We start from the raw sequence: 24,161 nt of genomic DNA, 5'->3' as shown, positions 1-24,161 counted from the left end.
CTCAACTCAAGGTTGAGGTTTTCTTCCGCGGTTCCAATCGAAAGGGCAGCATGACGGTTCAACGCGCACCCCGGCAACGCGCACCACGGCCGGACGCCCCATCGAAGCTCAGTGCAGGGGTCAGGCGCATCCAGGAGGCGCTCGACTCCCGGCCGCTGATCGACTACACCATGATCCGCAGCATCGTGCTCTTCCTCGCCGGCCTCGGCGTGGTCATGGTGATGAGCTCGTCAATGGCGACCTCGTTCGCCGCGAGCGCGAGCGTGTGGTCGCTGGCGGCGCGCCAGTTCGTGATGGTCGTGCTCGGCCTCATCGCGTTCTGGGCGGCGCTGAAGACCCCGCCGGAGCGGCTGCGGGGCCTGAGCAACTGGCTGATGATCATTGCGGTCCTGCTGCTGATCGCCGTGCTCACGCCGCTGGGCACTGGCCGCGCAGAGGTGGGCTCGCAGTCCTGGCTGGTGGCCGGCCCGCTTCGCCTGCAGCCCTCCGAGTTCGCGCGCGTGGCCATATCTATGTGGGGCGCGAAGATCCTGTCCAACAAGGACCCGCGCCGCCTGAGCACACCGAACAACGGATTCGCCGCGTTCCTCACCGTTTCCATCATCTGCGTCGGGCTGATCGCCATGCAGGGAGACATGGGCATGGCGCTGTCGCTCGCCGTCGTGGTGGCGTTCATCCTGCTCTTTGCCGGCGTGTCCCTGAAGGCCGTGGGCGTCGTCGTGGCCTCGGGCCTGGTGGCCCTGGTGGTGATCTTCCTCTCCGGCAGCTTCCGCTCTGACCGCTTCCACGTCTACTTCGACGCGTTGCGCGGCCACTTCGATGATACGCAGGGCATCGCGTTCCAGTCCCACCAGGGCTTCCTCTCACTGGCGGACGGCCACATTTTCGGCGTGGGCCTGGGCCAGTCCCGCGCGAAGTGGTTCTACCTGCCGGAGGCGCGCAACGACTTCATCTTCGCCGTCATCGGCGAGGAGCTCGGTCTGTGGGGCGGCGCGCTGGTCATCACCCTGTTCGCGCTGCTGGGCTTCTTCGGCATGCGCACCGCGCTGCGCGCGCAGACGCAGTACCAGACGCTCATGGCTGCGTCCCTGACCGCCACGGTGGTCTCCCAGGCTTTCATCAACATGGCCTACGTGGTGGGCCTTCTGCCGGTGACCGGCATCCAGCTGCCCATGCTGTCCGCCGGCGGCTCCTCGGCCGTGTTCACCCTCGGCGCGATGGGCGTGCTGGCCTCAGTTGCGCGCCACGAGCCGGACGCGATTTCGTCCATGCAGAACTACGGCCGCCCCGTGTTCGACCGCATCTTCTTCATCGCCGAGCCCCGCGCGCTCAAGCAGCGCCGCCCGGCTCCGGCTGCCGCGCCGCGCCGCGAGCGCTACGGCACGCCGGTGACCCAGCCGGTCGCAGCGGCCTACCATAGGCAGCCGCACCGCCGGACCCCGCGCCGTTAGGAGAGCTATGACTACCGAAAACTTCAGCGTCGTCATCGCAGGCGGCGGCACCGCGGGCCACATCGAGCCCGCACTCGCAGTCGCGGAGGTGCTTCGCGAGGCCTACGGGGCCAACGTCGTCGCCCTGGGCACGGAGCGTGGACTGGAAACCACCATCGTGCCGGCCCGCGGGTTCGAGCTTTCCCTGATCGACCCTGTGCCGATCCCGCGCAAGAAGCCGTGGAAGCTCGCGTCCGTGCCGTTCAAGCTGGCGCGCAGCGTGCGCCAGGCCAAGCAGGCGATGAAGCGCAGCGGCGCGAGTGTTGTCTTTGGCACCGGCGGCTATGTCTCCGGCCCGGCGTACCTGGCCGCGAAGCAGCTGGGACTGCCGTTTTTCGTGCTGGAAACCAACGCGCTGGCCGGCATGGCCAACAAGCTGGGCGTGAAACTCGGCGGCACCGGGTTTAATGCGGTGCCCAACTCCGGCATGGACGGCGAGGTCGTCGGCGTGCCGGTGCGCCCCGGCGTGGGCGTGGACCCGGACGGCGCGAAGCGCGAGCGGGGCCTGCGCATGTGGAACTTGCAGGAGGACCGCCCGACCATCCTGGTCACCGGCGGCTCCCAAGGCGCGGTGAGCATCAACGCGGCCCTGGCCGACGCGGTGGAGCGTCTCACCGGCGCGGGGTACCAAATCCTGCACGCCTACGGCCGCAAAAACGACGCGCCGGCGGGCCACGACCACTACACGGCCGTGCCGTACATCGACGACATGGAGGCCGCCTACGCCGTCGCCGACGTGGTGGTGTGCCGCTCCGGCGCGATGACGGTCGCCGAGAACTCCGCCGCCGGCCTCCCCGCCATCTACATCCCCCTGCCACACGGCAACGGCGAGCAGGGGCTCAACTCGGCCCACCTCGTCGATGCCGGGGCGGCCCTGCGTATCGACGATGCGGCGCTGAGCGGCGACGTGCTCGTCGAGAAGCTGCTGCCCCTAAAGGACCCCGACGCACGCGCGACGATGCGCGCGACGCTCGAGGACACCGGCGCAGGCAGCGTTGCCGAGGACCTTGCCGCGCGCATCGCCGCGGCTGCTGGAAAGGACACAAAATGACAGATCTCTCCCGCGTCCACCTCATCGGCATCGGCGGGTCCGGCATGTCCGGCGTGGCGCACATCCTGCTGGACCGCGGCGCGACCGTGACCGGCTCCGACGCCAAGGATTCCCGCCCCGTGCGCGCGCTGAAAGCCAAGGGTGCCAAGGTCGCTCTCGGGCACGACGAGGCCAACCTGGAGCTGTCCGGGGAGCTGCCCACCGCCGTGGTGACCAGTTTCGCCGCCATCCCGCAGGACAACCCTGAGCTGGTGCGCGCCAAGCGTGAAGGCATTCCGCTGCTGCGCCGCTCCGACCTGCTGGCGGAGCTGATGGATGGCTCGACCCAGCTGCTGCTCGCGGGCACGCACGGCAAGACGTCCACGACGTCGATGGCGGTGGTGGCGCTGCAGGCGGCGGGGGAGGACCCCTCGTTCGCCATCGGCGGCCAGCTCAACCGCGCCGGCACCAATGCGCACCACGGCCACGGCGACGTGTTCGTGGCGGAGGCCGACGAGTCCGACGCCTCGTTTTTGCGCTACTCGCCGGACGTCGCAGTGATCACCAACATTGAGCCCGACCACCTGGACTTTTACGGCACCCGCGAGAAGTACTTCCAGGTCTTCGACGAATTCGCGGACATTGCCAAGCACGTGGTGGTCTGCCTCGACGACGACAACGCCGCCGCCTGCGGCGAGCGCGCTCTCGAGCGCGGCTTGACCGTCTCCGGCTACGGCACCGCCGAGGCCGCCGCCCGGCACCCGAAGATCCCGGCGGCCGCGGTGATCACCGGCGAGCGCCAGGAGGGCGAGCGCGCCGTGGTGGAGGCGCAGCTGCGCACCGACCGGATCTCCGGCGACGTGATGTACACGCTGGCGATCCCGGGCCGCCACATGGTGCTCAACTCGGCGGCCGCGCTGCTGTCCGGCGTGCTCGTGGGCGCCGCCCCGGCGAAGCTCGCCCAGGGGCTCAGCGAGTTCACCGGCGTGCGCCGCCGCTTCGAGTTCAAGGGAGAGGTGGGCGGCACCCGCGTCTACGACGACTACGCCCACCACCCGACGGAGGTCGCCGCCGTGCTCACCGCCGCGCGCGACAAGGTCGCCGCCGAGGGCAACGGCGCCCGCGTCGTCGTCTGCTTCCAGCCGCACCTGTACTCGCGCACCCAGGAGTTCGCCGGCGAGTTCGCCGAAGCGCTTTCGCTTAGCGACGAATGCGTGCTGCTGGACATCTACGGCGCCCGGGAAACGCCGGTGGAAGGCGTGACCTCCCGGATCATCGCCGAAAAGATGACCGCGCCGGTACGTGTGGAGCCGGACTTCTCCGCGGCGCCTGCGACCGTGGCGTCGGTGGCGAAGCCGGGCGACCTCGTGCTCACTATGGGCGCGGGCAGCGTGACCATGCTGGCGGACGAGATCCTCGCCGCCCTGCAGGAGGCGTAAAGATGTCTCGCCGCGCGATCACCATCGTTGCCGGCTGCGTAGCCCTTGTGCTCGCGGTTGTGGCGGCGCTGCCGTTCACCCCGGCTATGCCGGTAGACAGCGTCAACGTTGAAGGCGCAGTGAACCTGCCAGCGGAAGAAATCGAGGGGTTGTCCGGCGTGCAGCCGGGCACCCCAATGGGGCGTGTCGACGTGCGCGGGGCCGCCCAGAAGGTGGCCGGCAACCCGTGGGTGGACTCGGTGACGGTGAAGCGCAACTGGCCCAACGCGGTGGATGTCACGGTGGTGGAGCACACCCCGGTGGCCTGGATCGACCAGGGCGGCGAGCCGCACCTGATCAACAGCGAGGGCAAGGATTTCGTGGTCGCCCAGCCGCCGCTGGGGGCGGTGCAGCTCGTCGGCATCAGCGAAGCGCAGCTGCCGAAGGCGGTGGAGGTCGCCTCCGCGATCACGGACCCGGCCCGCCCGCAGGTCCGCGAGCTCACCAGCGACGGGGACCACAGTTTCGTGCTCAAGCTCGACGGCGACAGGACTGTCACGTGGGGTGCGTCCGAGGACAACCACAACAAGGCGCTCGCGCTTGAGACGGTGCTGCAGCTGGACGGAAAAACATTCAACATTTCCAACCCGGAACTGGTCACTTCGCGCTAAAACCGCAGGTCACAACCCTAAAGTACAGGTTTAGGGTTGTGACACGCCGATCCAGAAAACAAAAAACCGCGCGCTTTCACACAAGATGGGTAGCAACTCCAAAAACCAACTTGTGAAAGGCGAGACCACCATCATGACCTCTCCCGCCAATTACCTCGCCATGATCCGCGTCGTCGGTGTCGGCGGCGGCGGCGTCAACGCCGTCAACCGGATGATCGAGGAAGGCCTCAAGGGCGTCGAGTTTGTCGCGATAAACACTGACTCCCAGGCACTGCTGTTCACTGATGCCGACACGAAGCTCGACATCGGGCGCGAGGCCACCCGCGGCCTCGGCGCCGGCGCCAACCCCGAGGTTGGCCGCACCTCGGCCGAGGACCACAAGCAGGAGATCGAGGAGTCCCTGAAGGGCTCCGACATGGTCTTCGTCACCGCCGGCGAGGGAGGCGGCACCGGCACCGGCGCCGCCCCGGTGGTCGCCGGCATCGCCAAGAAGATGGGCGCGCTGACCATCGGCGTGGTCACCCGCCCGTTCACCTTCGAGGGCAAGCGCCGCACCCGCCAGGCGCTCGAGGGCATTGAGAACCTCAAGGAAGTCTGCGACACCGTCATCGTCATCCCGAACGACCGCCTGCTGCAGCTGGGCGACGCGGAGCTTTCGATGATGGAGGCCTTCCGCGCGGCGGATGAGGTGCTCTACAACGGTGTCCAGGGCATCACCAACCTGATCACCATCCCGGGCATGATCAACGTCGACTTCGCGGACGTGCGCTCCGTCATGGCCGACGCCGGCTCCGCCCTGATGGGCGTCGGCTCCGCCCGCGGCGACAACCGCGTGATGACGGCAACCGAGCAGGCCATCAACTCCCCGCTGCTGGAGACCACCATGGAGGGCGCCAAGGGCGTGCTCATCTCCGTCGCTGGCGGCTCCGACCTGGGCCTGATGGAGGTCAACAACGCGGCCTCCATCGTCGAGGAGAAGGCCGACGAGGACGCCAACATCATCTTCGGCACGATCATCGACGACAACCTGGGCGACGAGGTCCGCGTGACCATCATCGCCACCGGCTTCGACGAGAAGGCCAACGCCCGCCCGGCCGAGCCCGCTGAGCAGGAAGCGCCGCAGGCGCAGCCGGAGCAGACCTCCACCAAGGTCGTGGAGGCCGAGCCAGCCAAGGAGGAGTACCAGCCGCGCCACCGCTACGAGCCGTCCACCCGTAGCGGCCTGTTCACCGAGCGTGAGCGCGAGCCCCGCGAGCCCCGCGACGGCGGTTTCGACGGCGGCTTCGATGACGTCGATGTGCCGGACTTCATGCGCTAGTTAAGCTGGCAGGCATGCCAGATCTTTCCTCCCGCCCCGTCCGCATGGTGTTCACCTCCCGTGCGGGCGGGGTTTCTGCTGCCCCCTACGATTCGTTCAACCTGGGCACCCACGTCGGCGACGACGCCGCCGATGTCGCCGCGAACCGCGCCCGGCTCGCGCAAATACTTGGCCTGCCCGAGGAGCGCTTCGTGTGGATGGAGCAGCTGCACACCAACACAGTCACGCTTATCGACGGACCTTCGGCCACCCCCGTGGAAGCCACCGACGCCATCGTCACCAGAGAAAAGAACCTGGCCCTGTGCGTACTCGTGGCTGATTGCACCCCGGTGCTGCTGTCGGACCACACCGCCGGCGTCATCGGCGCGGCGCACGCCGGGCGGATGGGCGCGCGCAACGGGATCGTGAAAAACACCGTCGAGGCGATGGTGGGCCTCGGCGCTGAGCCGTCGCGCATCCAGGTGCTGCTGGGGCCTGCCGCGGCCGGGGAGTCGTATGAGGTCCCGGAGGGGATGGCGTTAGACGTCGAGAAGCATTTGCCCGGCTCCCGCACCCGCACAAAGAAGGGCACCCCCGGCATCGACGTGCGCGCCGGGCTGGTGCGCCAGCTGATGAGCCTGGGGGTGACCCACATCGACGCGGACCCGCGCGACACCATCACCGACAAGGACTTCTTTTCCCACCGCCGCGAAGGTGTGACCGGGCGCCAGGCTGGCGTAATTTGGATGCCAAATGTCTGATCTCTCGCGAAACCTCGACACTGTCCGCCAACAGATCCGCGACGCGGAGCGCGCCGCCGGCCGTGAAGAAGGCAGCGTGGCACTTTTGCCGGTGACGAAGTTCCACCCGGTGGAGCGCATCATCGAGCTGGCATCGCTCGGCGTTGTGCTGGTGGGGGAGAACCGGGAACAGGAGGCCCGCGACAAGGCGGCGGCGCTTGAGGGGCGCTGCGGCATCGCCATGATCGGCCAGATCCAGTCCAAGAAGGCAAACTCGGTGGCGCGCTGGGCCTCGGAGGTGCACTCGCTGGACTCGCTGAAGCTGGCCCACGGGCTGGACCGCGGCATGGCGCTGGCGCTCGAGCGCGGCGACCGCACAGGCGAGACCCTGCCGTGCATGGTGCAGCTGTCTTACGACGGCGACACTGCCCGCGGCGGCGCACACCTCGACGACGTTCCCGCGATCGTGGAAGCGGTGGAGGAATCCGAGTACCTCGAACTGACCGGATTCATGGTTGTGCCGCCGTTGGATTCGCAGCCCCGCGAGGTGTTCGCCCAGGCGCGCTCGTTGACGGACGACTACGCCGCGAAACTCAAGCGCGACTTGAGACTTTCCGCAGGTATGAGCGGTGATTTCGTCGACGCGATCGAGTGCGGATCCGATATCGTGCGTGTCGGAACAGCCCTCCTCGGGCCCCGGCCCGTACTCTGAAATCCACCGCGAATCACCCCATAAAAGGAGCCGCCCGCATGTCCTTCTTCGACAGTGCTAAAGATTTTTTCGGCCTCGGCCCCGTGGATAACGCCGAGGACGACGCCTACTACGACGACCCGCAGTACAGCTCAAACGCCGCCGGTTCCACCGCCTATGACCGCGCAGACCGCGCAGACCGTGTGGAGCGCCCCTCGCGCATGGACCGCCCCGCCGCGCGCGACTACGGCCGTGAAACCGTCCGCCCCAGCTACCGCTCCACGACGCACATCGTCACCGCGGCGCCGCGCAACTACAACGACGCCAAGGAGATCGGCGAGCCGTTCCGCGACGGCGACGCTGTGGTCATGGACTTGACCGACCTGGACACCGCCGACGCGAAGCGTATCGTCGACTTCGCCGCCGGCCTGTGCTTCGCGCTGCGTGGCAGCATGCACAACCTGTCCCGTGGCGTCGACACGCGCAAGCGCCTGTTTGCCATCGTTCCGGAGAACGCGAAGCTGGAGAAGGACGACCTCAAGCGTGCTGCCGGCTTGCGCTAGCCGGTAGGGTGATTCGCCGTGGCACTTTTTGGAGCAATCATCTACGCCCTGGTGGGTCTGTACTCGCTGCTGGTTATCGTGCGCATCATCATTGAGATGGTGCAAGCGTTTTCCAAGCAGTTCGACCCGCCGCACTGGTTCATCATGGTGGCCGAACCCATCTTCCGGATGACTGATCCGCCGGTGAATGCGCTGCGCAAACTCATTCCGCCCCTGAGGCTCGGCGGAAGTGGTGTGGGCCTGGACGTGAGTGTAATTGTCCTGTTTTTCATCCTCATGCTCATCCAGATGCTCATCGGTGCCGTGCTGATTAATCCGGCGTTGCGATAGCTTTACTTGAGCTTTAGCCCGGCTCTACGGCTAGGCTGGGCTACACTCGTCGAACGAAACCGTTACAATTCAGCAGATAATGCTTCGCGCGAGCGAGAACTCACACGATTATCGAAGGGAACGCAAATGCCGCTGACACCAGCAGACGTGCACAATGTCGCTTTCAGCAAGCCGCCGATTGGCAAGCGAGGCTACAACGAGGACGAGGTGGATCAGTTCCTCGACCTCGTGGAGGACACGCTTGCACAGCTGCAGGATGAGAACGACGAGTTGCGTTCCCGCCTGGAGGAGGGCGGCCAGGGCGCTGTCGCTGCAGCCCCGGTGAAGCGTTCCGACGACTCCGAGAAGGTCGACGAGGCCGCTATCCGCCGCGAGGTGGAGCAGAAGGTCCGCGCCGACTTCGAGGCGCAGCTGCGCTCCGCGAAGCAGGCGCAGGAGAAGGCTGAGGCTGAGGCCCGCTCTGCCAAGGACGAGGCCGCAAAGGCCCGCAAGCAGGCTGAGGAGGCCGCGAAGGCTCCGAAGCAGGCAACCGCTCCGGCCGCTGCCGCGTCCCAGCCGGCCCGCAGCGACGTTTCCGCTGACACCCACGTGCAGGCAGCCAAGGTGCTCGGCCTGGCGCAGGAGATGGCGGACCGCCTGACCAACGACGCGCAGGCGGAGGCGTCCTCCATGCTCGCCGACGCCCGTGCCGCGGCAGAGCGCGAGATCGCCGATGCCGAGTCCAAGTCCAAGAAGCAGCTCGAGGACGCGCAGACCCGCTCCCGCACCCAGCTGCAGGACGCAGAGACCCGCTCCAAGCAGATGGTCGCCGACGCGCAGAAGAAGGCCGAGGAGACCACCAACGAGGCCAACTCCCGCGCTGAGGCGCAGATCCGCCAGGCGGAGGAGCAGGCGAACAAGCTCAAGGCAGACGCCGAGCGCAAGCACACCGAGATCATGAACACGGTGAAGCAGCAGCAGACCGCACTGGAGAACCGCATTGCGGAGCTGCGCACCTTCGAGCGCGAGTACCGCACGCGTCTGAAGACGCTGCTGGAGTCCCAGCTGGAGGAGCTGGAGTCCCGCTCCACCACCGCGCCGAACGAGAAGTAGTACCTGACTCTTCACAAACGCCCAGCATCCCTGTAGGATGCTGGGCGTTACTCGTAACACGCAGTGATCCGGCCATCACCGGGGAGCGTTTCCGGAAGAACGGCTTTTGCTTACTAGACCCGGACGTCAACCACGGAAGACGTAACTTCCTTCACCGCAACGAAGTGGGGGCGCATCACGCGCTCCAAGCAGGGTGGTACCGCGCAGCAATGCGTCCCTGCACGGCTGAAGGAGTGATGTCATGGTTGGCAACGTCTACCCCAAGGTTGACATGACCGGCGGCAGCGACCGTTTCCCGGAGATGGAACGCGTCGTCCTCGACTACTGGAACACGGACGGCACGTTCAAGGCCTCCCTGGAGCAGCGCGAGGGCTGCGAGGAGTACGTGTTCAACGACGGCCCGCCGTTCGCAAACGGCATGCCGCACTACGGCCACCTGCTCACCGGCTACGTCAAGGACATCGTGCCGCGTTTCCGCGCCATGTCCGGCTACCACGTCCCGCGCGTGTTCGGCTGGGACTGCCACGGCCTGCCCGCAGAGCTGGAGGCGGAGAAGCAGCTCGGCATCACCGACAAAGCCCAGATCGAGGACATGGGCCTGGAGCAGTTCAACGAGTACTGCGCCAAGTCCGTCATGCACTACGCGGGCGAGTGGGAGGACTACGTCACCCGCCAGGCTCGCTGGGTGGACTTCGAAAACGGCTACAAGACTATGGACCCGGAGTACATGGAGTCCGTCATGTGGGCGTTCAAGGAGCTCTACGACAAGGGCCTGATCTACCAGGGTTTCCGCGTCCTGCCGTACTCCTGGGCCGAGCACACACCGCTGTCCAACCAGGAGACCCGCCTGGACGATTCCTACCGCGACCGCCAGGACCCCACCGTCACCGTCACCCTGCCGTTTACAGGCGGGCGCGCCGGCTACGCCGCGGAGAAAACCTGGGCCGAGCACCCTGAGCTTCACGACGCCTCCGCTATCGCCTGGACCACGACCCCGTGGACCTTGCCGTCCAACTTGGCCCTCGCGGTCCACCCCGAGGTGGAGTACTCGTTGGTGAAGGTCGGTGCGGACGGGGCCGAAGGGTTCGTCGATAAGCAATTGCTCTTGGCGACGAATCTGCTCGGCGCCTACGCGAAGGAGCTCGGCGAGTACGAGGTCGTGGCCACCTACGCCGGCGCGCAGCTGGAGGGCCTGGAATACGAACCGGTCTTCGACTACTTCCGCGACCACGACAACGCGTTCATGATCCTCAACGCGGACTACGTGACCACCGAGGACGGCACCGGCGTGGTCCACCAGGCGCCAGCCTTCGGTGAGGACGACATGCTCACCTGCCAGGAATACGGCATCGACCTGGTCATCCCCGTCGACGCCGACGGCAAGTTCACTTCGCTGGTGCCGGAGTACGAGGGCAAGCTGGTCTTCGACGCCAACCGCGACATCATCCGCGACCTGCGCGCCAAGGGCCGCGTGCTGCGCGACCAGACCATCGTGCACTCCTACCCGCACTCCTGGCGCTCCGGCGAACCGCTGATCTACATGGCGCTGCCGGCCTGGTTTGTGAAGGTCACCGAGTTCCGCGACCGGATGGTGGAGCTGAACCAGGAGATCGAGTGGATCCCGTCGCACATCCGCGACGGCCAGTTTGGCAAGTGGCTCGAGGGCGCGCGCGACTGGAACATCTCCCGCACCCGCTACTGGGGCTCGCCGGTGCCGGCGTGGGTCTCCGACAACCCGGAGTACCCGCGCGTGGACGTCTACGGTTCCCTAGATGAGCTGGAGCGCGACTTTGGCACTCGTCCGAAGTCCCTGCACCGCCCGCACATCGACGAGCTGGTGCGACCGAACCCGGACGACCCGACCGGTAAGTCCATGATGCGCCGCGTGCCGGACGTGCTGGACTGCTGGTTCGAGTCCGGCTCCATGCCGTTCGCGCAGTACCACTACCCGTTTGAGAACCGCGAAGAGTTTGAGACCCGCCAGCCGGCCGACTTCATCGTGGAGTACTCCGGCCAGACGCGCGGCTGGTTCTACCTCCAGCACGTCATGTCCACCGCGCTTTTCGACCGCGTCGCGTTCAAGAAGGTTGTCGCCCACGGCATCGTGCTGGGCTCCGATGGTCTGAAGATGTCCAAGTCGAAGGGCAACTACCCGGACGTCATGGAGGTCTTCGACCGCGACGGCTCCGACGCCATGCGCTGGTTCCTCATGTCCTCGCCGATCCTGCGCGGCGGCAACCTGATCGTCACCGAGCAAGGCATCCGCGAGGGAGTGCGCCACGCGCTGCTGCCGATCTGGAACGCCTACACGTTCCTGCAGCTGTACTCCTCGGAGGACGCGCAGTGGTCCGTGGACTCGGATAACGTGCTCGACCGCTACATCCTAGCCAAGACGCACGACCTGGTCGCAGCAGTGGGGGAGGCGCTGGACGACACGAGCATCGCCGACGCCTGCGACGAGGTGCGCCGTTACGCCGACACGTTGACCAACTGGTACGTGCGCCGCTCCCGCGACCGTTTTTGGGAGGGCCAGGAGGCGCACCCGGAGGCGTTCAACACCCTCTACACGGTGCTCGAGGTCGTCTCCCGCGCGGTGGCGCCGCTGCTTCCGTACGTCTCCGAGGTGATCTGGCGCGGGCTTACCGGCGGCCGTTCGGTGCACCTGACGGATTACCCGCAGGCGACCGAGCTGCCGGCCGACGCTGACCTGGTCGCCGCGATGGATGCGACCCGCGCGGTCTGCTCTGCGGCGTCGTCAGTGCGAAAGGCGAACAAGCTGCGCAACCGCCTGCCGCTGCCGAAGCTCACCGTCGCGCTGCCGGATTCCGCCAAGCTTGAGCCGTTCCGCTCCACCATCCGCGACGAGGTGAACGTGAAGGACGTCGTTTTGACTGACGACGTTGACTCCGCCGGATCCTTCGAAGTCGTGGTGAACGCGAAGGTGGCTGGCCCGTCGCTGGGCCGAGACGTGCAGCGCGCCATCAAGAACGTCAAGGCCGGCAACTACGAGCGCCGCGGCGACGACGTGGTGGTCGACGGCGACATCGTGCTCACCCCGGAGCTCTACACCGAGCGACTGGTGGCGGAGAACCCGGACAGCACCGCGCGTGTCGACGCCGACGGCACCGTCGGCCTGGTCGTCCTCGACACCGAGGTCACCGAGGAACTCGAGGCCGAGGGCTGGGCCGCCGACGTGATCCGCGGCCTGCAGGACGCCCGCAAGCGCGAGGGCTTCGAGGTCTCCGACCGCATCGCCGTGGTGCTTGCCGTGCCGGCTGAGAAGGAAGCGTGGGCCCGCACGCACGCGGACCACATCGCCGCCGAGACCCTGGCGACGTCCTTCGACGTGGTCACCGAGCCCGTCGAGGGCCACGACATCGTCGACGGCGTCACCGCCACCGTTCGCAAGAACGGCTAGGTTCTACTGGGAAACCTGGGGCCTCACTCGTGCAGGGTGGGGCCCTTTTGCCTGCTGAGCAGGGGTGGGCGGATAGGCCATCGTTTTTGGGCACTATGCAGCTGCATAGTTTTTCTAACCAACAGTGGGGTGTTACCCACTATGCAGCGGCATAGTCTTTTGGGATGTTCGGGTGGGGCGCTTGGAGAGTGGCGTCGGCTATGCAGCGGCATAGTTTTTCTAACCAACTGTGGGGTGGTACCCACTATGCGGCATAGTCTCACGGGGTATGCGGGGCGGGGCGTTCACTATGCAGCTGCATAGTTAAAGGCTCCTATGTTCGACATTCCAAATCAGTTAAGACGCATGCGTTGTCCACTTCAGTTGACATTTTCCGCAGAGCCCTTGACTCGAACACATGAGCGGTCTATAAAGGTGTCAATGTTCATGAGCGAGGGGATTAACCATGACAATTGCGGTGGACGAACGGACGGAAGGTCGAACGGGTGGCCTGTCGGCAGAGGTGCTCGAGGACCAGATCAAATGCAATCAGTTGTCGGCGAATCACCACCGGGCGCTAATGCTCGATGCGGTGGGACAGTTCGACGAACAAGAGCTCGCGGAGCAGTACGGGGAGAAGTCGACGGCAACGTGGCTGCGCAGCGAGCTCAACCTCCCGCAGGCCACTGCGTTCGAGTATGTGCGCGTGGCACGGGGGCTGAGGAAGTTCAGGCGTTTGTACGACGCATTCGAATCAGGGGTGATGCCGTATTCGACTGTTCGCTTCCTTCTCCCGTATTTGGACGAGCACAACGAGGAACAGCACGTCAAACTAGCACTGAGCATGTCGTTTGCTGATCTCCAGCTTTTGCTCGCCGGGGCAAGGCCCAAAGAGGAGGACCCGACTGAACCTTTCGCTCGCGCCCGCGAGTGCGATGACGGCATGCTCGCCTTCGAGGCGAGGCTTCCCGCGGTAGCCGGCCAAAAACTTCTGACTGCGTTGAAGGTGGCACAGTTGGCCAGTTTCGGTCTGGAGGATGTGGACCCGGATGATCTGCAGGATCCGGAGAAGGTGCAGAAGCTTATCGACGATGCAGCTGCCACCGAAGACGCCGTCCCGTCAGAGCAGGACCGCGCTCCGCGTAAGCGCACGAAGATCACTATGGACGACATCGTGCGTTCGGTGTCGCGTTACGGGCCTCCAGAAAAACAGGACGTGTACGGGGCTTTGTTGTCGATGATCGACATGGTCCGCGCCAACCCGAAGAGTCCGCTTCGCAGCCCCGGTGTGCAGGTCAACCTCATGGTGAGTCAGAGCGGACAGTGTTGGATGCCGGAGAACCGCTCGGCACCTTCTGAGGACGTGCGCAGCTACCTCGCTAATGCGATGGTGCGTTTGCACTTGCTGGATGACACGGGACTGACTATCCGCGTCGGACGTTCGCGGAGGTTCGCTACAGACGGCCAGGTGCAGGCACTGCTCGCGATCTGGGGGTATCAGTGCGCCATGCCTGGATGTTCGCATAGGCGCTTCATAGAGATGCACCACATAAAGGAGTGGGAGCACGGAGGCATGACCGATTTGGACAACCTGATCCCGCTGTGCTCGAGCTGCCACTCCCAGGTGAGCCACGGAGTGATCACCATCGAGCGCCAGGGAAGCGATTTGTTCTTCACGTTCAAAAACGGTGCCCGGTTCGTCTCGCGTAATCGAAAGCAGCCGAGGCGGATGGAGTACGTCACCGGAGATTCGTTCGCCGGGTGAGGAGATTGGAACTAGGCGGTCCCGGTGGTGCACAGTGGTGGACATGAACCGCTGGGTGCTGCACATCGACATGGATGCGTTCTACGCCTCCTGCGAGCAGCTGACCCGGCCGACGCTCAAAGGACGCCCAGTGCTGGTGGCGGGAGTAACGGGCCGCGGCGTGGTCGCAGGCGCCAGCTACGAGGCACGCAAGTACGGGGCGCGCTCGGCGATGCCGACGCACCGGGCGGCGCGCCTGGTGGGGTCGAAGGCGGTGCTAGTGGCGCCGCGCAGGCCGGTCTACGTGGCGGCGTCGCGGCGGGTGTTCGAGGTAATCGGCAGGCACGTGGGCGTGGTGGAGCAGCTGTCCATCGACGAGGCGTTCATGGAGCCGGAAGATTTGGTCGGGGCGAGCCCGGAGGATGTGGAACAGTGGTCGAACGAGCTGCGTGCAGCCATCAAAGAGGAGACGGGCTTGCCCAGCTCGATCGGGGCCGGTCCGGGAAAGCAATACGCAAAGATCGGTTCGGGCCGGGCAAAGCCGGACGGGGTGTTCGTCATCCCGCACGATCGGCAGCTAGAGGTTTTGCACCCGATGCCGGTCAACGAGCTGTGGGGTGTGGGCCCGGTGACGGAATCGAAGCTGCTCGCTGCCGGAATTGAAACGATCGGTGACCTCGCCAACCTCAGCGAGAAAGAGCTGGACATCGCCATCGGCGGCGCGGTGGGCAAGCAGCTGTGGTGGTTGGCGCGGGGCGTGGACGAGCGGCCGGTGGCGCCGAGGGCGGAGTCGAAACAGATCTCCTCGGAGCACACGTACCCGCAGGATCTGACCACCCCGCCGGAGGTGGACGCGGCGTTGGAGCGGGCGGCTGCGGAGTCGCACCGCAGGCTGCGCAAGGACGGCCGCGGGGCGCGCACGGTGACGGTGAAGCTGCGGATGGCGGACTTCCGCATCGAGTCGCGTTCGGCGACGCTGCCGTACGCCACCGATGACGCGGAGACGCTGCTGGCCACTGCCTTCCGTATCGTGCGCTACCCGGACGAGGTGGGCCCGATCCGGTTGGTGGGAGTGTCGTACTCGGGGCTGGAGGACACGTTGCAGGATGTGCTCTTTCCGGAGCTGGACCAGGCGATTGTGAAGCCGGCGCCGGTGTCGGCGGACTATGAAACCGGGGTGAGCGACCATGAGACGCAGTTCGACACGGAGGTGCACCAGGAGACCGCTCCGGAGCAGGGGGTGTGGCGCGCGACCCAGGACGTCTACCACCCGGAGTACGGCCATGGCTGGGTCCAGGGCGCCGGCAAGGGCTGGGTGACGGTGCGGTTTGAAACGCGGGCGACGGGGCCGGGCAGGATCAAGAGCCTGCGCGCGGACGACCCGCAGCTCCAGCAGGCGGACCCGTTGGATTCGCTGGCGTGGGAGGACTGGTTCTCACAACAGTGAGCTCGGGTTCACGCCGCTGGCCAGCGCGGTGGCCAGCGCGATGCGGGCCTGGCCGGCGCTGAGGTAGCCGGCGGGCAGCGCGCCAAGATCGCCGAGGGTGGAGCCGCCGCCGGCCCCGCCGTAGGCGAACGACACCTCGCCGTAGGGCACCGACGTGGCGACAACCACAGGGACCCCGCGACGCAGCAGCTTTGCGACGGCTCCGCCCATGCACGCCGACACATTGCCGGAACCGAGGGCTTCGAGGACGAGCCCGTCGATAGGCCCGAGCGCGCGGATGAGGGCGTCGTCGGCGCCGGCCCACGCGCGGATGATGGGGATGTTCAACCCGGCCAGTGGCGCGGGAGGCACCGACATGGGGCGGGGCAGGGGCGAGCCGCTGGTCAGAGTGAAGGCGTGCTCGGCGGTGGTTTGCGTCTTCATCAACCCGCGCGCCGGGAGGGTCTCGCCGGCAAAGTGGACGAGCACGCCGGTGTCGCGCCGGGTGGCGGCCACCTCGATCGCGCCGCGCAGGTTGGCGGGCCCGTCGGGGTGCGCATGGTCGGCGGAGCGCATCGCGCCGGTGAGTACTACGGGGCGGGGGTCGGCGTGGACAAAGTCCAGCGCGAGGGCGGTTTCGGCCATGGAGTCGGTGCCGTGGGTGATGACGAGGGAGGCGGAGTCGTCGAGAAGCGAAGTGCGCACGGTTTCGCGCAACATGTCGATCTCAGCCAAGCCCATGGACGAGGAATCGAGGCTGGCGACGTCGATGGCGCGCACTCGGCGTGGGGTGCCGCAGCGGGCGACGAGTTCCTCGCCAGTGAGGGTGGGTACGAGCGCGCCGCGGGCGTTTGCAGTGGAGGCGATCGTGCCGCCGGTTGAGATGACTAACACGTTCATGCACACAGAGTGCCAGAAAGTTGCGGGTGTGCAGTAACGTGAAGCGAGAGATTTACGCTACGCAAGGAGAACACGTGAAAACACCGAAACTTGTCGCAGCCGCAGCTGTCGCGGGGCTTGCGCTGAGCCTGACGGCCTGCTCCGAGGATTCGGACACGACTGAAACTACCGCCGAAACCCAGGCGGCCTCCTCCGAGGCCGCCCCGGTGGCCGAAATGCCGACGGCGGAAGAGCTCAACGCCGTGCTGCAGCGCGCTGCCGACCCGAACCTGCCGATCGCCGAGCGAGCGAACACCGTGCAGGGCGGCGAGACCACGCCGGAGCTGTTCGACCTGATGACGCAGTCGCAGCAGGAATCCGGCGCGAACTTCCAGGTGGTCGACCCGGTGTTGCCGGGCTACACCGCCAACTCCGTGCTCGCCACCGTGAACTTCACCCGCCCGGACGCTGAGTCCCAGCTGGCGGAGGACGTGGAGTTCATCAACGAGGAAGGCAACTGGAAGATCTCCAAGAGTTGGGCCTGCTTCCTGGTCAGCAACACGCTGCCCCCGGAGCAGGTGCCGGACATGTGCAACACCGGTGCGCCGGCAGCCCCCGAGGCGCCGGCCGAGCAGCCGCCGGCCGAAGCACCGGCCGAAGCGCCGGCGCTCTAAGCGCCGTACTGCACAGCGCGGGTGATGTCTTGGACCACCCGCGCTTTGTCGTCTCCGCCGTAGATCAGGCGGGTGGTCCAGGCGGTCTGGCCGGACACCGGCAGCGGACGCGACAGGTCCACCACGATCTGGCCCTCGGAGGTGGTGCGGGAGGAATCCACTTGCACGCTTTCGCCCTCGAGCTCGCCGGGGCCGTCGATGGTGACGTTGTTGTTCTGGGGGTGCTCCTCAACCTTCGTGTCCAGCGTCAGCGTGTCGCCGTCGCGGGAGACCAGCGTGTAGGTGGTGGTGCGCGTCATTGCGGTGTCGCCCGCGACGCGGCCTTCCACGGTCCAGGTCGCGCCGGGACCGATGGGCTCGTCGGGGAAGACGACGGAGTTGTTGATGAGCGCGATGAGGGTGGGCTCGACAAGCTGAAGGCCGCGCTGCGGCGCGTCGGCGGGCGCGAGCAGTTTCAGGGTGGAGATGCGGCCGGTGTCGTCGGCGCGCCAGCTCATGCGGAACCCCTCGGAAGCGGCGACGTCCTGGCCGATATCCAGGTCGGAGTGCTTGCCGGAGCCGACCACGAAGTCGATGCGGGAATCTGCGTCCTCCTCGTCGCCCTCCGGGGCCGGGGCTTCGCCGGCGGTCACCGTCAGCGGCAGGGTGGTTTTGTTCACGTTGCCGCCGGCGGGCGCATCCGCGACCTCGGCTTCGCCCGGGGCGGCGATGTGCTGGTCCACGCCGGCGGACACGGAGACAGCGGTGTCCCACTCAGCATCAGGAGAGTAGCGCACTTCTTCCGGGTTCTCGCCGGGGTTGACCAGGGTGACCGAAGGGGCGTCGATAGGAAATGCCGGCACCCCAGCCACCGGATCGTCCTCGGCGGAGGAGCAGGCGGTGAGCGCGAGGGTGAGGGTGGCTGCGGCGGCGATACTGCGGAGGGTGCGGAACATTCTTCTCAAGCTACCTGGCCCGCGCAGCGGAATACAGGCAGGCTGTGCGCGACCGGCTAAAGTGGTTTGGCAATGAAGCAGGACACGACAGCACAACGCACCCCGCGCTACCTCGGACTGGTGGTGGCGGTCATGCTCGCGGTTGGCGCGGCGGACCAGGGGATCAAGCAGCTGATGCTGAACTGGTTGGAGCCAGGGGTGCCGCAGCCGGTGATCGGGGATTGGTTCCGCTTCTACCTGCTGTTCAACTCCGGCGCGGCATTTTCGATGGGGGAGAACCTCACCTGGTTGTTCACCGCGATCCAGCTGGCGTTCGTGCTGGGTGCGCTGTGGTTCGGGCCGCGCATGACCTCGAAGTGGGAGGCACTGGGCCTGGCGTTAATTGCCGGCGGCGCGCTGGGCAACCTGATTGACCGGTTGTTCCGCGACCCTGGATTCTGGTTCGGCCACGTGGTGGACTACATCTCCGTAGGAAACTTCGCGGTGTTCAACTTGGCCGATGCGTCGATCACCGTCGGCGTGGTGGTGTTCATCCTGGGAACGATCGCCGCGGAGATGAAGGGAGGCGAACGTGGGCGGTGAGTTCAGGGCCCTGCCCGTGCCTGAGGGGCTTGAGGGCATGCGGGTGGACGCGGCGATCGCCAAACTCTTCGGGGTGTCGCGCTCCGTCGCATCCGAGATGGCGGCGGAGGGCGATGTGCTTGTCGACGGAGCTGCCGCCCAAAAATCCGACCGCGTCACCACCGGCGCGATGCTGGAGGTCACCCTGCCTGAGCCGAAGCGCGCCCCGCAGCCGGTGACCGAGCTGGTGGAGGGACTGGAGATCCTCTACCAGGACGCGGACGTCATCGCCGTGGACAAGCCGGTGGGCGTAGCCGCGCACCCGACGCTGGGATGGGAGGGCCCGGACGTGGTCGGCGGGCTGCAGGCGATGGGCTTTACCCTGCCGGACGCGGGACCCCCGGAGCGCCAGGGCATCGTGCAGCGTCTGGACGTGGGCACCTCAGGCGTCATGATCGTGGCGGCGAGCGTGCCCGCCTACTCCGTGCTCAAGCGCGCCTTCAAGGAGCGCACGGTGGACAAGACCTACCACGCGCTGGTGCAGGGGCTGCCGGATCCGATTGAGGGCACCATCGACGCGCCGATTGCGCGCCATCCGTCGGCAGGCTGGAAGTTCGCCGTCACCCAGGACGGCCGCCCGAGCGTGACCCACTACAGCGTCATCGAGGCATTCCGCCGCGCGAGTCTTTTGGACATCCACCTGGAAACCGGGCGCACACACCAGATCCGCGTGCACATGTCCTCGGTGGGGCATCCCTGCGTGGGCGACCCCATGTACGGCTCCGACCCGAACCTGGCCAAGGAGCTGGGCCTGAAGCGCCAGTGGCTGCACGCCACCAAGCTGGGGTTTACCCACCCGCGCACCGGCGAGTACATGGAGGTCGCCTCCGAGTACCCGGAGGATCTGCGCACCGCGCTGGATAAGGTGCGGAACGGCTAGATGCGCGCACTCGCCCTGGTGCTCGCGCTCGTGGCCGGATTCTGGCTCGTCGGCGAGGCCAACCCGCCTGCCCCGCCAGTACTGCAGGGCGACCAGCTCGGCCCGGAGAACGGGGAGACCGCGCAGCAGTACGTCCAGCGGGCCGCCGCAACCCTCGACCACGATGAGGCCTCCTTCGCGTTGGTCACCTTCGACCGGCCGCTTGGCCCCGACGAGGCTGCCACGGCACTCGAGCCCGCCCCGCGCGTGAGTGCGCTGGTGGTTCCGGGGGTGGCTCCGGTGGTGGTCCCGGAGGCGTCGATAGGCAAAATGCGTATCGACGTCCTCCGGTCCGCCACCGCCTCCCCAATCGCCGGAGCAGTAGTGTTTGCCCCGCGCACGCAACTGGAGCGGATTAACGCCACGGACACGGTCCTTGCTGTGGAAATGCTGCCAGCGGACGCGGTGTGGGGAGCGTTTTCCATCACTCCTTCTGCGACACGTGGGGGGTGTATAGTTTGCGGAGTTGTACGCAAGCCCGTTTTGCACCGTTAGGCAAGGAGAGCTCTTGACTTCCTCTACCGAAAACTCGACCGGACACAAGCGTCTTACCCGCGCGGGGCTTGTGTTGGTGACAACCTCCGCGCTCTTCCTCGGCGCCTGCGGTTTCGGCGGAGGCGGCGACGACAGTGCTGAGGGCGCGGGCCTGAACCCCGGCGACTACACCGTGGCCACCAACGAGGGCGTGTCCGACAGTGTGGTGGTCAACGGCACGATCGAGCCGATCCGCTCCGTGAACATCTCCACCCCGGTGCAGTCCGAGGTGGAAAAGGTGGCAGTCAAGGCTGGCGACCGCGTGCAGCCGCAGCAGTTCTTGGCCTCCATGAACTCCGAGCAGCTGGAGCGCCAGCTGGAGGTGCAGCAGAAGCAGCAGGCCAACGCGCAGGCGGATGCCCAGGCGCAGGTGGATCAGGCGCGCGCGGCGCTCAACGCCCACCAGGAAAGCGTGAACAACGGCACTAACGAGGCCATCCGCGCAGCCCAGGCGCAGGTCAACCAGGCGCAGGCGGCGTACGACGCGGCCGTAGCTGCGAACGGCGGAGCCCGCATTGTCAACCGCGGCATCGCGGCCGTCGAGCACGCAGCCGGCGGCATTTCTTCGAACCTGGGCATCAGGACCGCACCCCCGGAGGCGCCGCAGCCACCGGCAGCGCCGGCCGCGCCGGCTCCGGAGCAGCCCGGCCAGCCTGGACAGCTGAGCCCCGAGCAGCTCGCGCAGCTGACGGGAGAGAACGCTGGCGGCGGTGCTGCCGTGGGCGCGGGCTTGAGCGTCGAAGAGGCCAGGGCCGCGCTGCAGGACGCGCAGGCGGGCCTAGCTGCGGCGCGGTCCGCGGCGGCGCAGGAGGGTAACCAGCTGCAGGCGCAGCTGGATTCCGCGGTGCGCCAGGCGGAAACTGCCCAGCTCGGCGACGGTGACGGCACCCTGGAGTACCAGGTGCGCGAATCCACCATCTACGCCCCGATGGCGGGCCTGGTTACCAGCGTGGACGTGCGCGAGGGCGACATCCCGCAGGGCAAGCTGCTCACCATCGCGGATGACTCCCGCTTGGTCATCCGCACCGACGTGCGCGAGTCGGACGTCCCCAACGTCAAGGAGGGCGACCGGGTGGAGTTCACCACCACCGCCACCGGCAAGAAGACGTTTAAGGGCCGCGTCACCCGTATCGCGCCGGCGTCCGATTCCGTTGCCAGCGGCAACCAGAACCCGATGCAAGGTATGCCGCAGCAGGGCAACAACAAATCCAGCGAGGTGACCTTTCCCGTGGAGATCGAGGTCACCGGCGACAAGGAAGGCCTGCTGCTCGGCGGTTCCGCCCGAGCGGAGATCATCACCGCCGAGGCGAAGGACGCGCTGAACGTGCCGCTGGACGCCGTCTACGGCGAGGACAACGACCAGAAGGTGCTCGTGCTGGCCACGGACGGCGACGACGCCACATCCGGCACCGTCGAGGAGCGCAAGGTGAAGACCGGCGCCTCCAACGACGTGGACGTCGCAGTCACCGGCGGCGAGCTCAAGCCGGGCGACATCGTGATCAACTGGCCGGATGAGTACCAGGGCCGCCTTGGCGAGAGCGTGGAGATCACGGACCCGAACTTCAACCCGGACCAGGTGCGTCAGGCGCGGGAGAAGAAAGAGCGCACCACGGCCACGGTGACGGTCACCAGCACCCGTCGTGCCGCCGAGGGGCAGCAGTAGATGACGGAGGCTTCCAAGCACGGCGGCATGGCCGATTCCGGCCTGCTCATCGACATGCGCAATGTGGTCAAAACCTACAACGAGGGCGAACCCAGCGAACTGACGGTGCTGCACGGGGTGGACTTCTACGCCGACCAGGGCGAGTTCGTCTCCATCGTCGGCCCGTCCGGCTGCGGCAAGTCCACGTTGATGAACCTGATCGGCATGCTGGATAGGCCCACGGAGGGTGCCTACGCCTTCAACGGCGAGCCGGTCTACGCCAAGGAAGACAAAGAGCTCGCGTCCTACCGCAGCAAGAACATCGGCTTCATCTTCCAGAACTTCAACCTGATCGGGCGCATGGACGCGCTGCAGAACGTGGCCATGCCCATGATGTACGCCGGTGTGGAGCGCAAGGAGCGCGACGAGCGCGCCGCCGAGCTGCTGGACCGGATGGGCATGGGCGACCGCCTGCACCACAATCCGAACGAGCTTTCCGGCGGCCAGAAGCAGCGCGTGGCCATCGCGCGCAGCCTGGCCAACGACCCGGATCTGCTTCTCGCGGACGAGCCCACAGGCGCGCTGGACTCCAAGACTGGCCGCATGGTGATGGACCTGTTCCACGAGCTGAACCAGGACTTGGGCAAGGCCATCGTGTTCATTACCCACAACCCGGAGCTCGCCGAAGAGACCGGACGCGTGGTGGAAATGATGGACGGCCGCATCGCCGGCGTGCGTCAACCGGGAGGGGCGAGCTAGATGAACATCCGCGAATCCATGCGGCTGGCCATGTCCAGCCTGAACACGAACAAGCTGCGCTCGCTGCTGACACTCCTGGGAATCATCATCGGCATCATGGCCGTGATCATCATTATGACGCTCGGCCGCGCCCTGGAAAACGACGTCATGGGCGGCCTTGAAGACGCCGGCACCACCACCTACCCGGTCATGATCCACGAGCGCGCCGAAGAAGGCGAGGGCAGCGACGACCCGTTCGCGGGCTTCGGCATGGCCCCACCGTCGGAGGAGCGCGACGGCATGAGCTTGGACGATCTCAACGACCTGTCCTCCACATTCGGCGACCGGATCCGCGGCGTGGACATCGACGTCTTCGGCCAAGGCGAGGCCAGCACCGGCGACGATTCCGTCTCCGTCGGCATCAACCCCGCGCTGACCGGCTCGCTAGACCTGCGCAGCCTGAAGGTGCAGTACGGCCGCGGCATCACGCAGGACATGCTCGACGGCCGTCGCCCCGTCGCGGTCGTCTCGCCGGAGCTTGTGGAGGCGCTTTTCGACGGCGATTCTGCCGCCGCCCTCGGCTCCCGCTTCGACGTGGACGTAGACGGCACCACCAGCGTGTTCACCATCGTCGGTGTGCTGGAGCGGGCGGAGAAGGACCCCGCGTTCGGGCAGTCCGCAGCCGCGGAGATCTTCATTCCGGCCACGGCCGCGGACCGGGTTGGGCTGGACGCCAGCTGGACACCGTCGTTTAGCGTCCGCTCCTCACCCGAGGAAGACCCGGAGGTTTTCCGCAACGATTTGCAGTCCTACCTGGACCGCAAGTACGCAGGCAACGAGAACTACGAGGCTGAGGTTTTCGACATCTCCGCGAGCCTGGAGGGCCTAACCACGATCTTCCGCACGCTGTCCACAGTGCTGTCCGCCATCGGCGGCATCTCGCTGCTCGTTGGCGGCATCGGCGTGATGAACATCATGCTCATCACGGTCACCGAGCGCACCCGCGAGATCGGTGTGCGCAAGGCCCTGGGTGCGACGCAGAACGACATCCGTGTGCAGTTCATCGTCGAGGCGATGCTGGTCTGCCTCATCGGCGGCATCATCGGTGTGATCCTCGGCGGCGCGATCGGCATGATCGCAAGCTCCGCGGTGTTGGACCTGACGTGGCCGCCGCTGAGCGCCGTGATTTTCGCGCTGCTGTTCTCGCTCGCGACAGGTGTGTTCTTCGGCGCGTACCCCGCCTCGAAGGCGGCGAAGATGCAGCCGATCGACGCCCTCCGGTACGAGTAACCGCACTGGTTTTCGAGGGGATTCGCGCGTGTCGGCGCGC

At 66.6% G+C, this 24,161-nt stretch carries 22 protein-coding genes; 20 read left to right on the top strand and 2 right to left on the bottom strand.

What is annotated here, in order from left to right:
• The first annotated feature begins 50 nt into the window (after positions 1-50).
• The 13 genes from ACX1NL_RS08035 (at position 51) to ACX1NL_RS07975 (ending at position 15,910) form a co-directional block, all read left to right on the top strand.
• A complete protein-coding gene (locus ACX1NL_RS08035) occupies positions 51-1,451 on the top strand; it encodes an FtsW/RodA/SpoVE family cell cycle protein (RefSeq protein WP_458897831.1) in 1,401 nt (466 codons plus the stop codon).
• 7 nt (positions 1,452-1,458) lie between these two features.
• Entirely contained in the window at positions 1,459-2,541 is a 1,083-nt protein-coding gene (murG, locus tag ACX1NL_RS08030) for an undecaprenyldiphospho-muramoylpentapeptide beta-N-acetylglucosaminyltransferase (protein ID WP_458897830.1), read from the top strand.
• On the top strand, positions 2,538-3,959 hold the full coding sequence (gene murC / locus ACX1NL_RS08025; protein WP_458897829.1) for a UDP-N-acetylmuramate--L-alanine ligase: 1,422 nt from the start codon (positions 2,538-2,540) through the stop codon (positions 3,957-3,959). Before murG ends, murC begins: the two co-directional genes overlap by 4 nt.
• A gap of 2 nt (positions 3,960-3,961) precedes the next feature.
• Positions 3,962-4,609, top strand: a complete 648-nt coding sequence (locus ACX1NL_RS08020; protein ID WP_181888731.1) for a cell division protein FtsQ/DivIB — start codon at positions 3,962-3,964, stop codon at positions 4,607-4,609.
• A gap of 133 nt (positions 4,610-4,742) precedes the next feature.
• Positions 4,743-5,927 carry a cell division protein FtsZ gene (gene ftsZ, locus ACX1NL_RS08015; RefSeq protein ID WP_181888730.1) on the top strand — a complete coding sequence of 395 codons (1,185 nt, stop codon included), beginning with the start codon at positions 4,743-4,745 and terminating at the stop codon, positions 5,925-5,927.
• A 14-nt stretch (positions 5,928-5,941) separates the two neighbouring features.
• On the top strand, positions 5,942-6,667 hold the full coding sequence (gene pgeF, locus ACX1NL_RS08010; protein ID WP_181888729.1) for a peptidoglycan editing factor PgeF: 726 nt from the start codon (positions 5,942-5,944) through the stop codon (positions 6,665-6,667).
• Positions 6,660-7,358, top strand: coding sequence for a YggS family pyridoxal phosphate-dependent enzyme (locus ACX1NL_RS08005; RefSeq protein ID WP_458897828.1), 699 nt, complete (start codon positions 6,660-6,662; stop codon positions 7,356-7,358). Before pgeF ends, ACX1NL_RS08005 begins: the two co-directional genes overlap by 8 nt.
• A gap of 38 nt (positions 7,359-7,396) precedes the next feature.
• Positions 7,397-7,900 (top strand): cell division protein SepF, encoded by a 504-nt coding sequence (locus ACX1NL_RS08000; protein ID WP_269510280.1) that lies wholly within the window; start codon positions 7,397-7,399, stop codon positions 7,898-7,900.
• Positions 7,901-7,918: 18 nt separating this feature from the next.
• Positions 7,919-8,230 carry a YggT family protein gene (locus ACX1NL_RS07995; protein ID WP_181888726.1) on the top strand — a complete coding sequence of 104 codons (312 nt, stop codon included), beginning with the start codon at positions 7,919-7,921 and terminating at the stop codon, positions 8,228-8,230.
• A gap of 126 nt (positions 8,231-8,356) precedes the next feature.
• The gene (locus ACX1NL_RS07990; protein ID WP_301613486.1) at positions 8,357-9,322 is read left to right on the top strand and encodes a DivIVA domain-containing protein; all 966 of its coding nucleotides are present in this window, start codon (positions 8,357-8,359) and stop codon (positions 9,320-9,322) included.
• Between the two features lie 241 nt (positions 9,323-9,563).
• Entirely contained in the window at positions 9,564-12,740 is a 3,177-nt protein-coding gene (gene ileS, locus ACX1NL_RS07985; protein WP_458897827.1) for an isoleucine--tRNA ligase, read from the top strand.
• A 445-nt stretch (positions 12,741-13,185) separates the two neighbouring features.
• The gene (locus ACX1NL_RS07980; RefSeq protein WP_239306904.1) at positions 13,186-14,484 is read left to right on the top strand and encodes an HNH endonuclease signature motif containing protein; all 1,299 of its coding nucleotides are present in this window, start codon (positions 13,186-13,188) and stop codon (positions 14,482-14,484) included.
• A 43-nt stretch (positions 14,485-14,527) separates the two neighbouring features.
• A complete protein-coding gene (locus ACX1NL_RS07975; RefSeq protein ID WP_458897826.1) occupies positions 14,528-15,910 on the top strand; it encodes a DNA polymerase IV in 1,383 nt (460 codons plus the stop codon).
• On the opposite strand, the gene ACX1NL_RS07970 is transcribed toward ACX1NL_RS07975, so the two are convergent.
• A complete protein-coding gene (locus tag ACX1NL_RS07970; protein WP_458897825.1) occupies positions 15,899-16,789 on the bottom strand; it encodes an asparaginase in 891 nt (296 codons plus the stop codon). The two genes, ACX1NL_RS07975 and ACX1NL_RS07970, sit on opposite strands and share 12 nt — an antisense overlap.
• Positions 16,790-16,863: 74 nt before the next feature.
• Here ACX1NL_RS07970 and ACX1NL_RS07965 point away from each other — a divergent pair, with 74 nt between their 5' ends.
• Entirely contained in the window at positions 16,864-17,442 is a 579-nt protein-coding gene (locus ACX1NL_RS07965; RefSeq protein ID WP_301613477.1) for a hypothetical protein, read from the top strand.
• Here the strand turns inward: ACX1NL_RS07965 and ACX1NL_RS07960 are convergent.
• Positions 17,439-18,377 carry a hypothetical protein gene (locus tag ACX1NL_RS07960; RefSeq protein ID WP_458897824.1) on the bottom strand — a complete coding sequence of 313 codons (939 nt, stop codon included), beginning with the start codon at positions 18,375-18,377 and terminating at the stop codon, positions 17,439-17,441. The two genes, ACX1NL_RS07965 and ACX1NL_RS07960, sit on opposite strands and share 4 nt — an antisense overlap.
• A 72-nt stretch (positions 18,378-18,449) precedes the next feature.
• On the opposite strand from ACX1NL_RS07960, the gene lspA reads away from it, so the two are divergent.
• From lspA to ACX1NL_RS07930, 6 genes are read left to right on the top strand one after another with little or no spacing between them, the layout of a single operon-like run.
• On the top strand, positions 18,450-18,959 hold the full coding sequence (gene lspA / locus ACX1NL_RS07955; protein ID WP_311389374.1) for a signal peptidase II: 510 nt from the start codon (positions 18,450-18,452) through the stop codon (positions 18,957-18,959).
• Between the two features lie 37 nt (positions 18,960-18,996).
• A complete protein-coding gene (locus ACX1NL_RS07950) occupies positions 18,997-19,878 on the top strand; it encodes an RluA family pseudouridine synthase (protein ID WP_458898925.1) in 882 nt (293 codons plus the stop codon).
• A complete protein-coding gene (locus ACX1NL_RS07945) occupies positions 19,879-20,412 on the top strand; it encodes a hypothetical protein (RefSeq protein ID WP_458897823.1) in 534 nt (177 codons plus the stop codon).
• A gap of 13 nt (positions 20,413-20,425) precedes the next feature.
• Positions 20,426-22,114, top strand: coding sequence for an efflux RND transporter periplasmic adaptor subunit (locus tag ACX1NL_RS07940; RefSeq protein WP_458897822.1), 1,689 nt, complete (start codon positions 20,426-20,428; stop codon positions 22,112-22,114).
• Positions 22,115-22,852, top strand: coding sequence for an ABC transporter ATP-binding protein (locus ACX1NL_RS07935; protein WP_370645825.1), 738 nt, complete (start codon positions 22,115-22,117; stop codon positions 22,850-22,852).
• Positions 22,853-24,121, top strand: a complete 1,269-nt coding sequence (locus tag ACX1NL_RS07930) for an ABC transporter permease (protein WP_458897821.1) — start codon at positions 22,853-22,855, stop codon at positions 24,119-24,121.
• Positions 24,122-24,161 lie beyond the last annotated feature (40 nt).

The sequence above is a fragment of the Corynebacterium sp. CQ3829_602738 genome, assembly GCF_054478435.1.
Note: the sequence above shows the minus strand (reverse complement) of the source record. Positions and strands in the feature narration are given on the sequence as shown.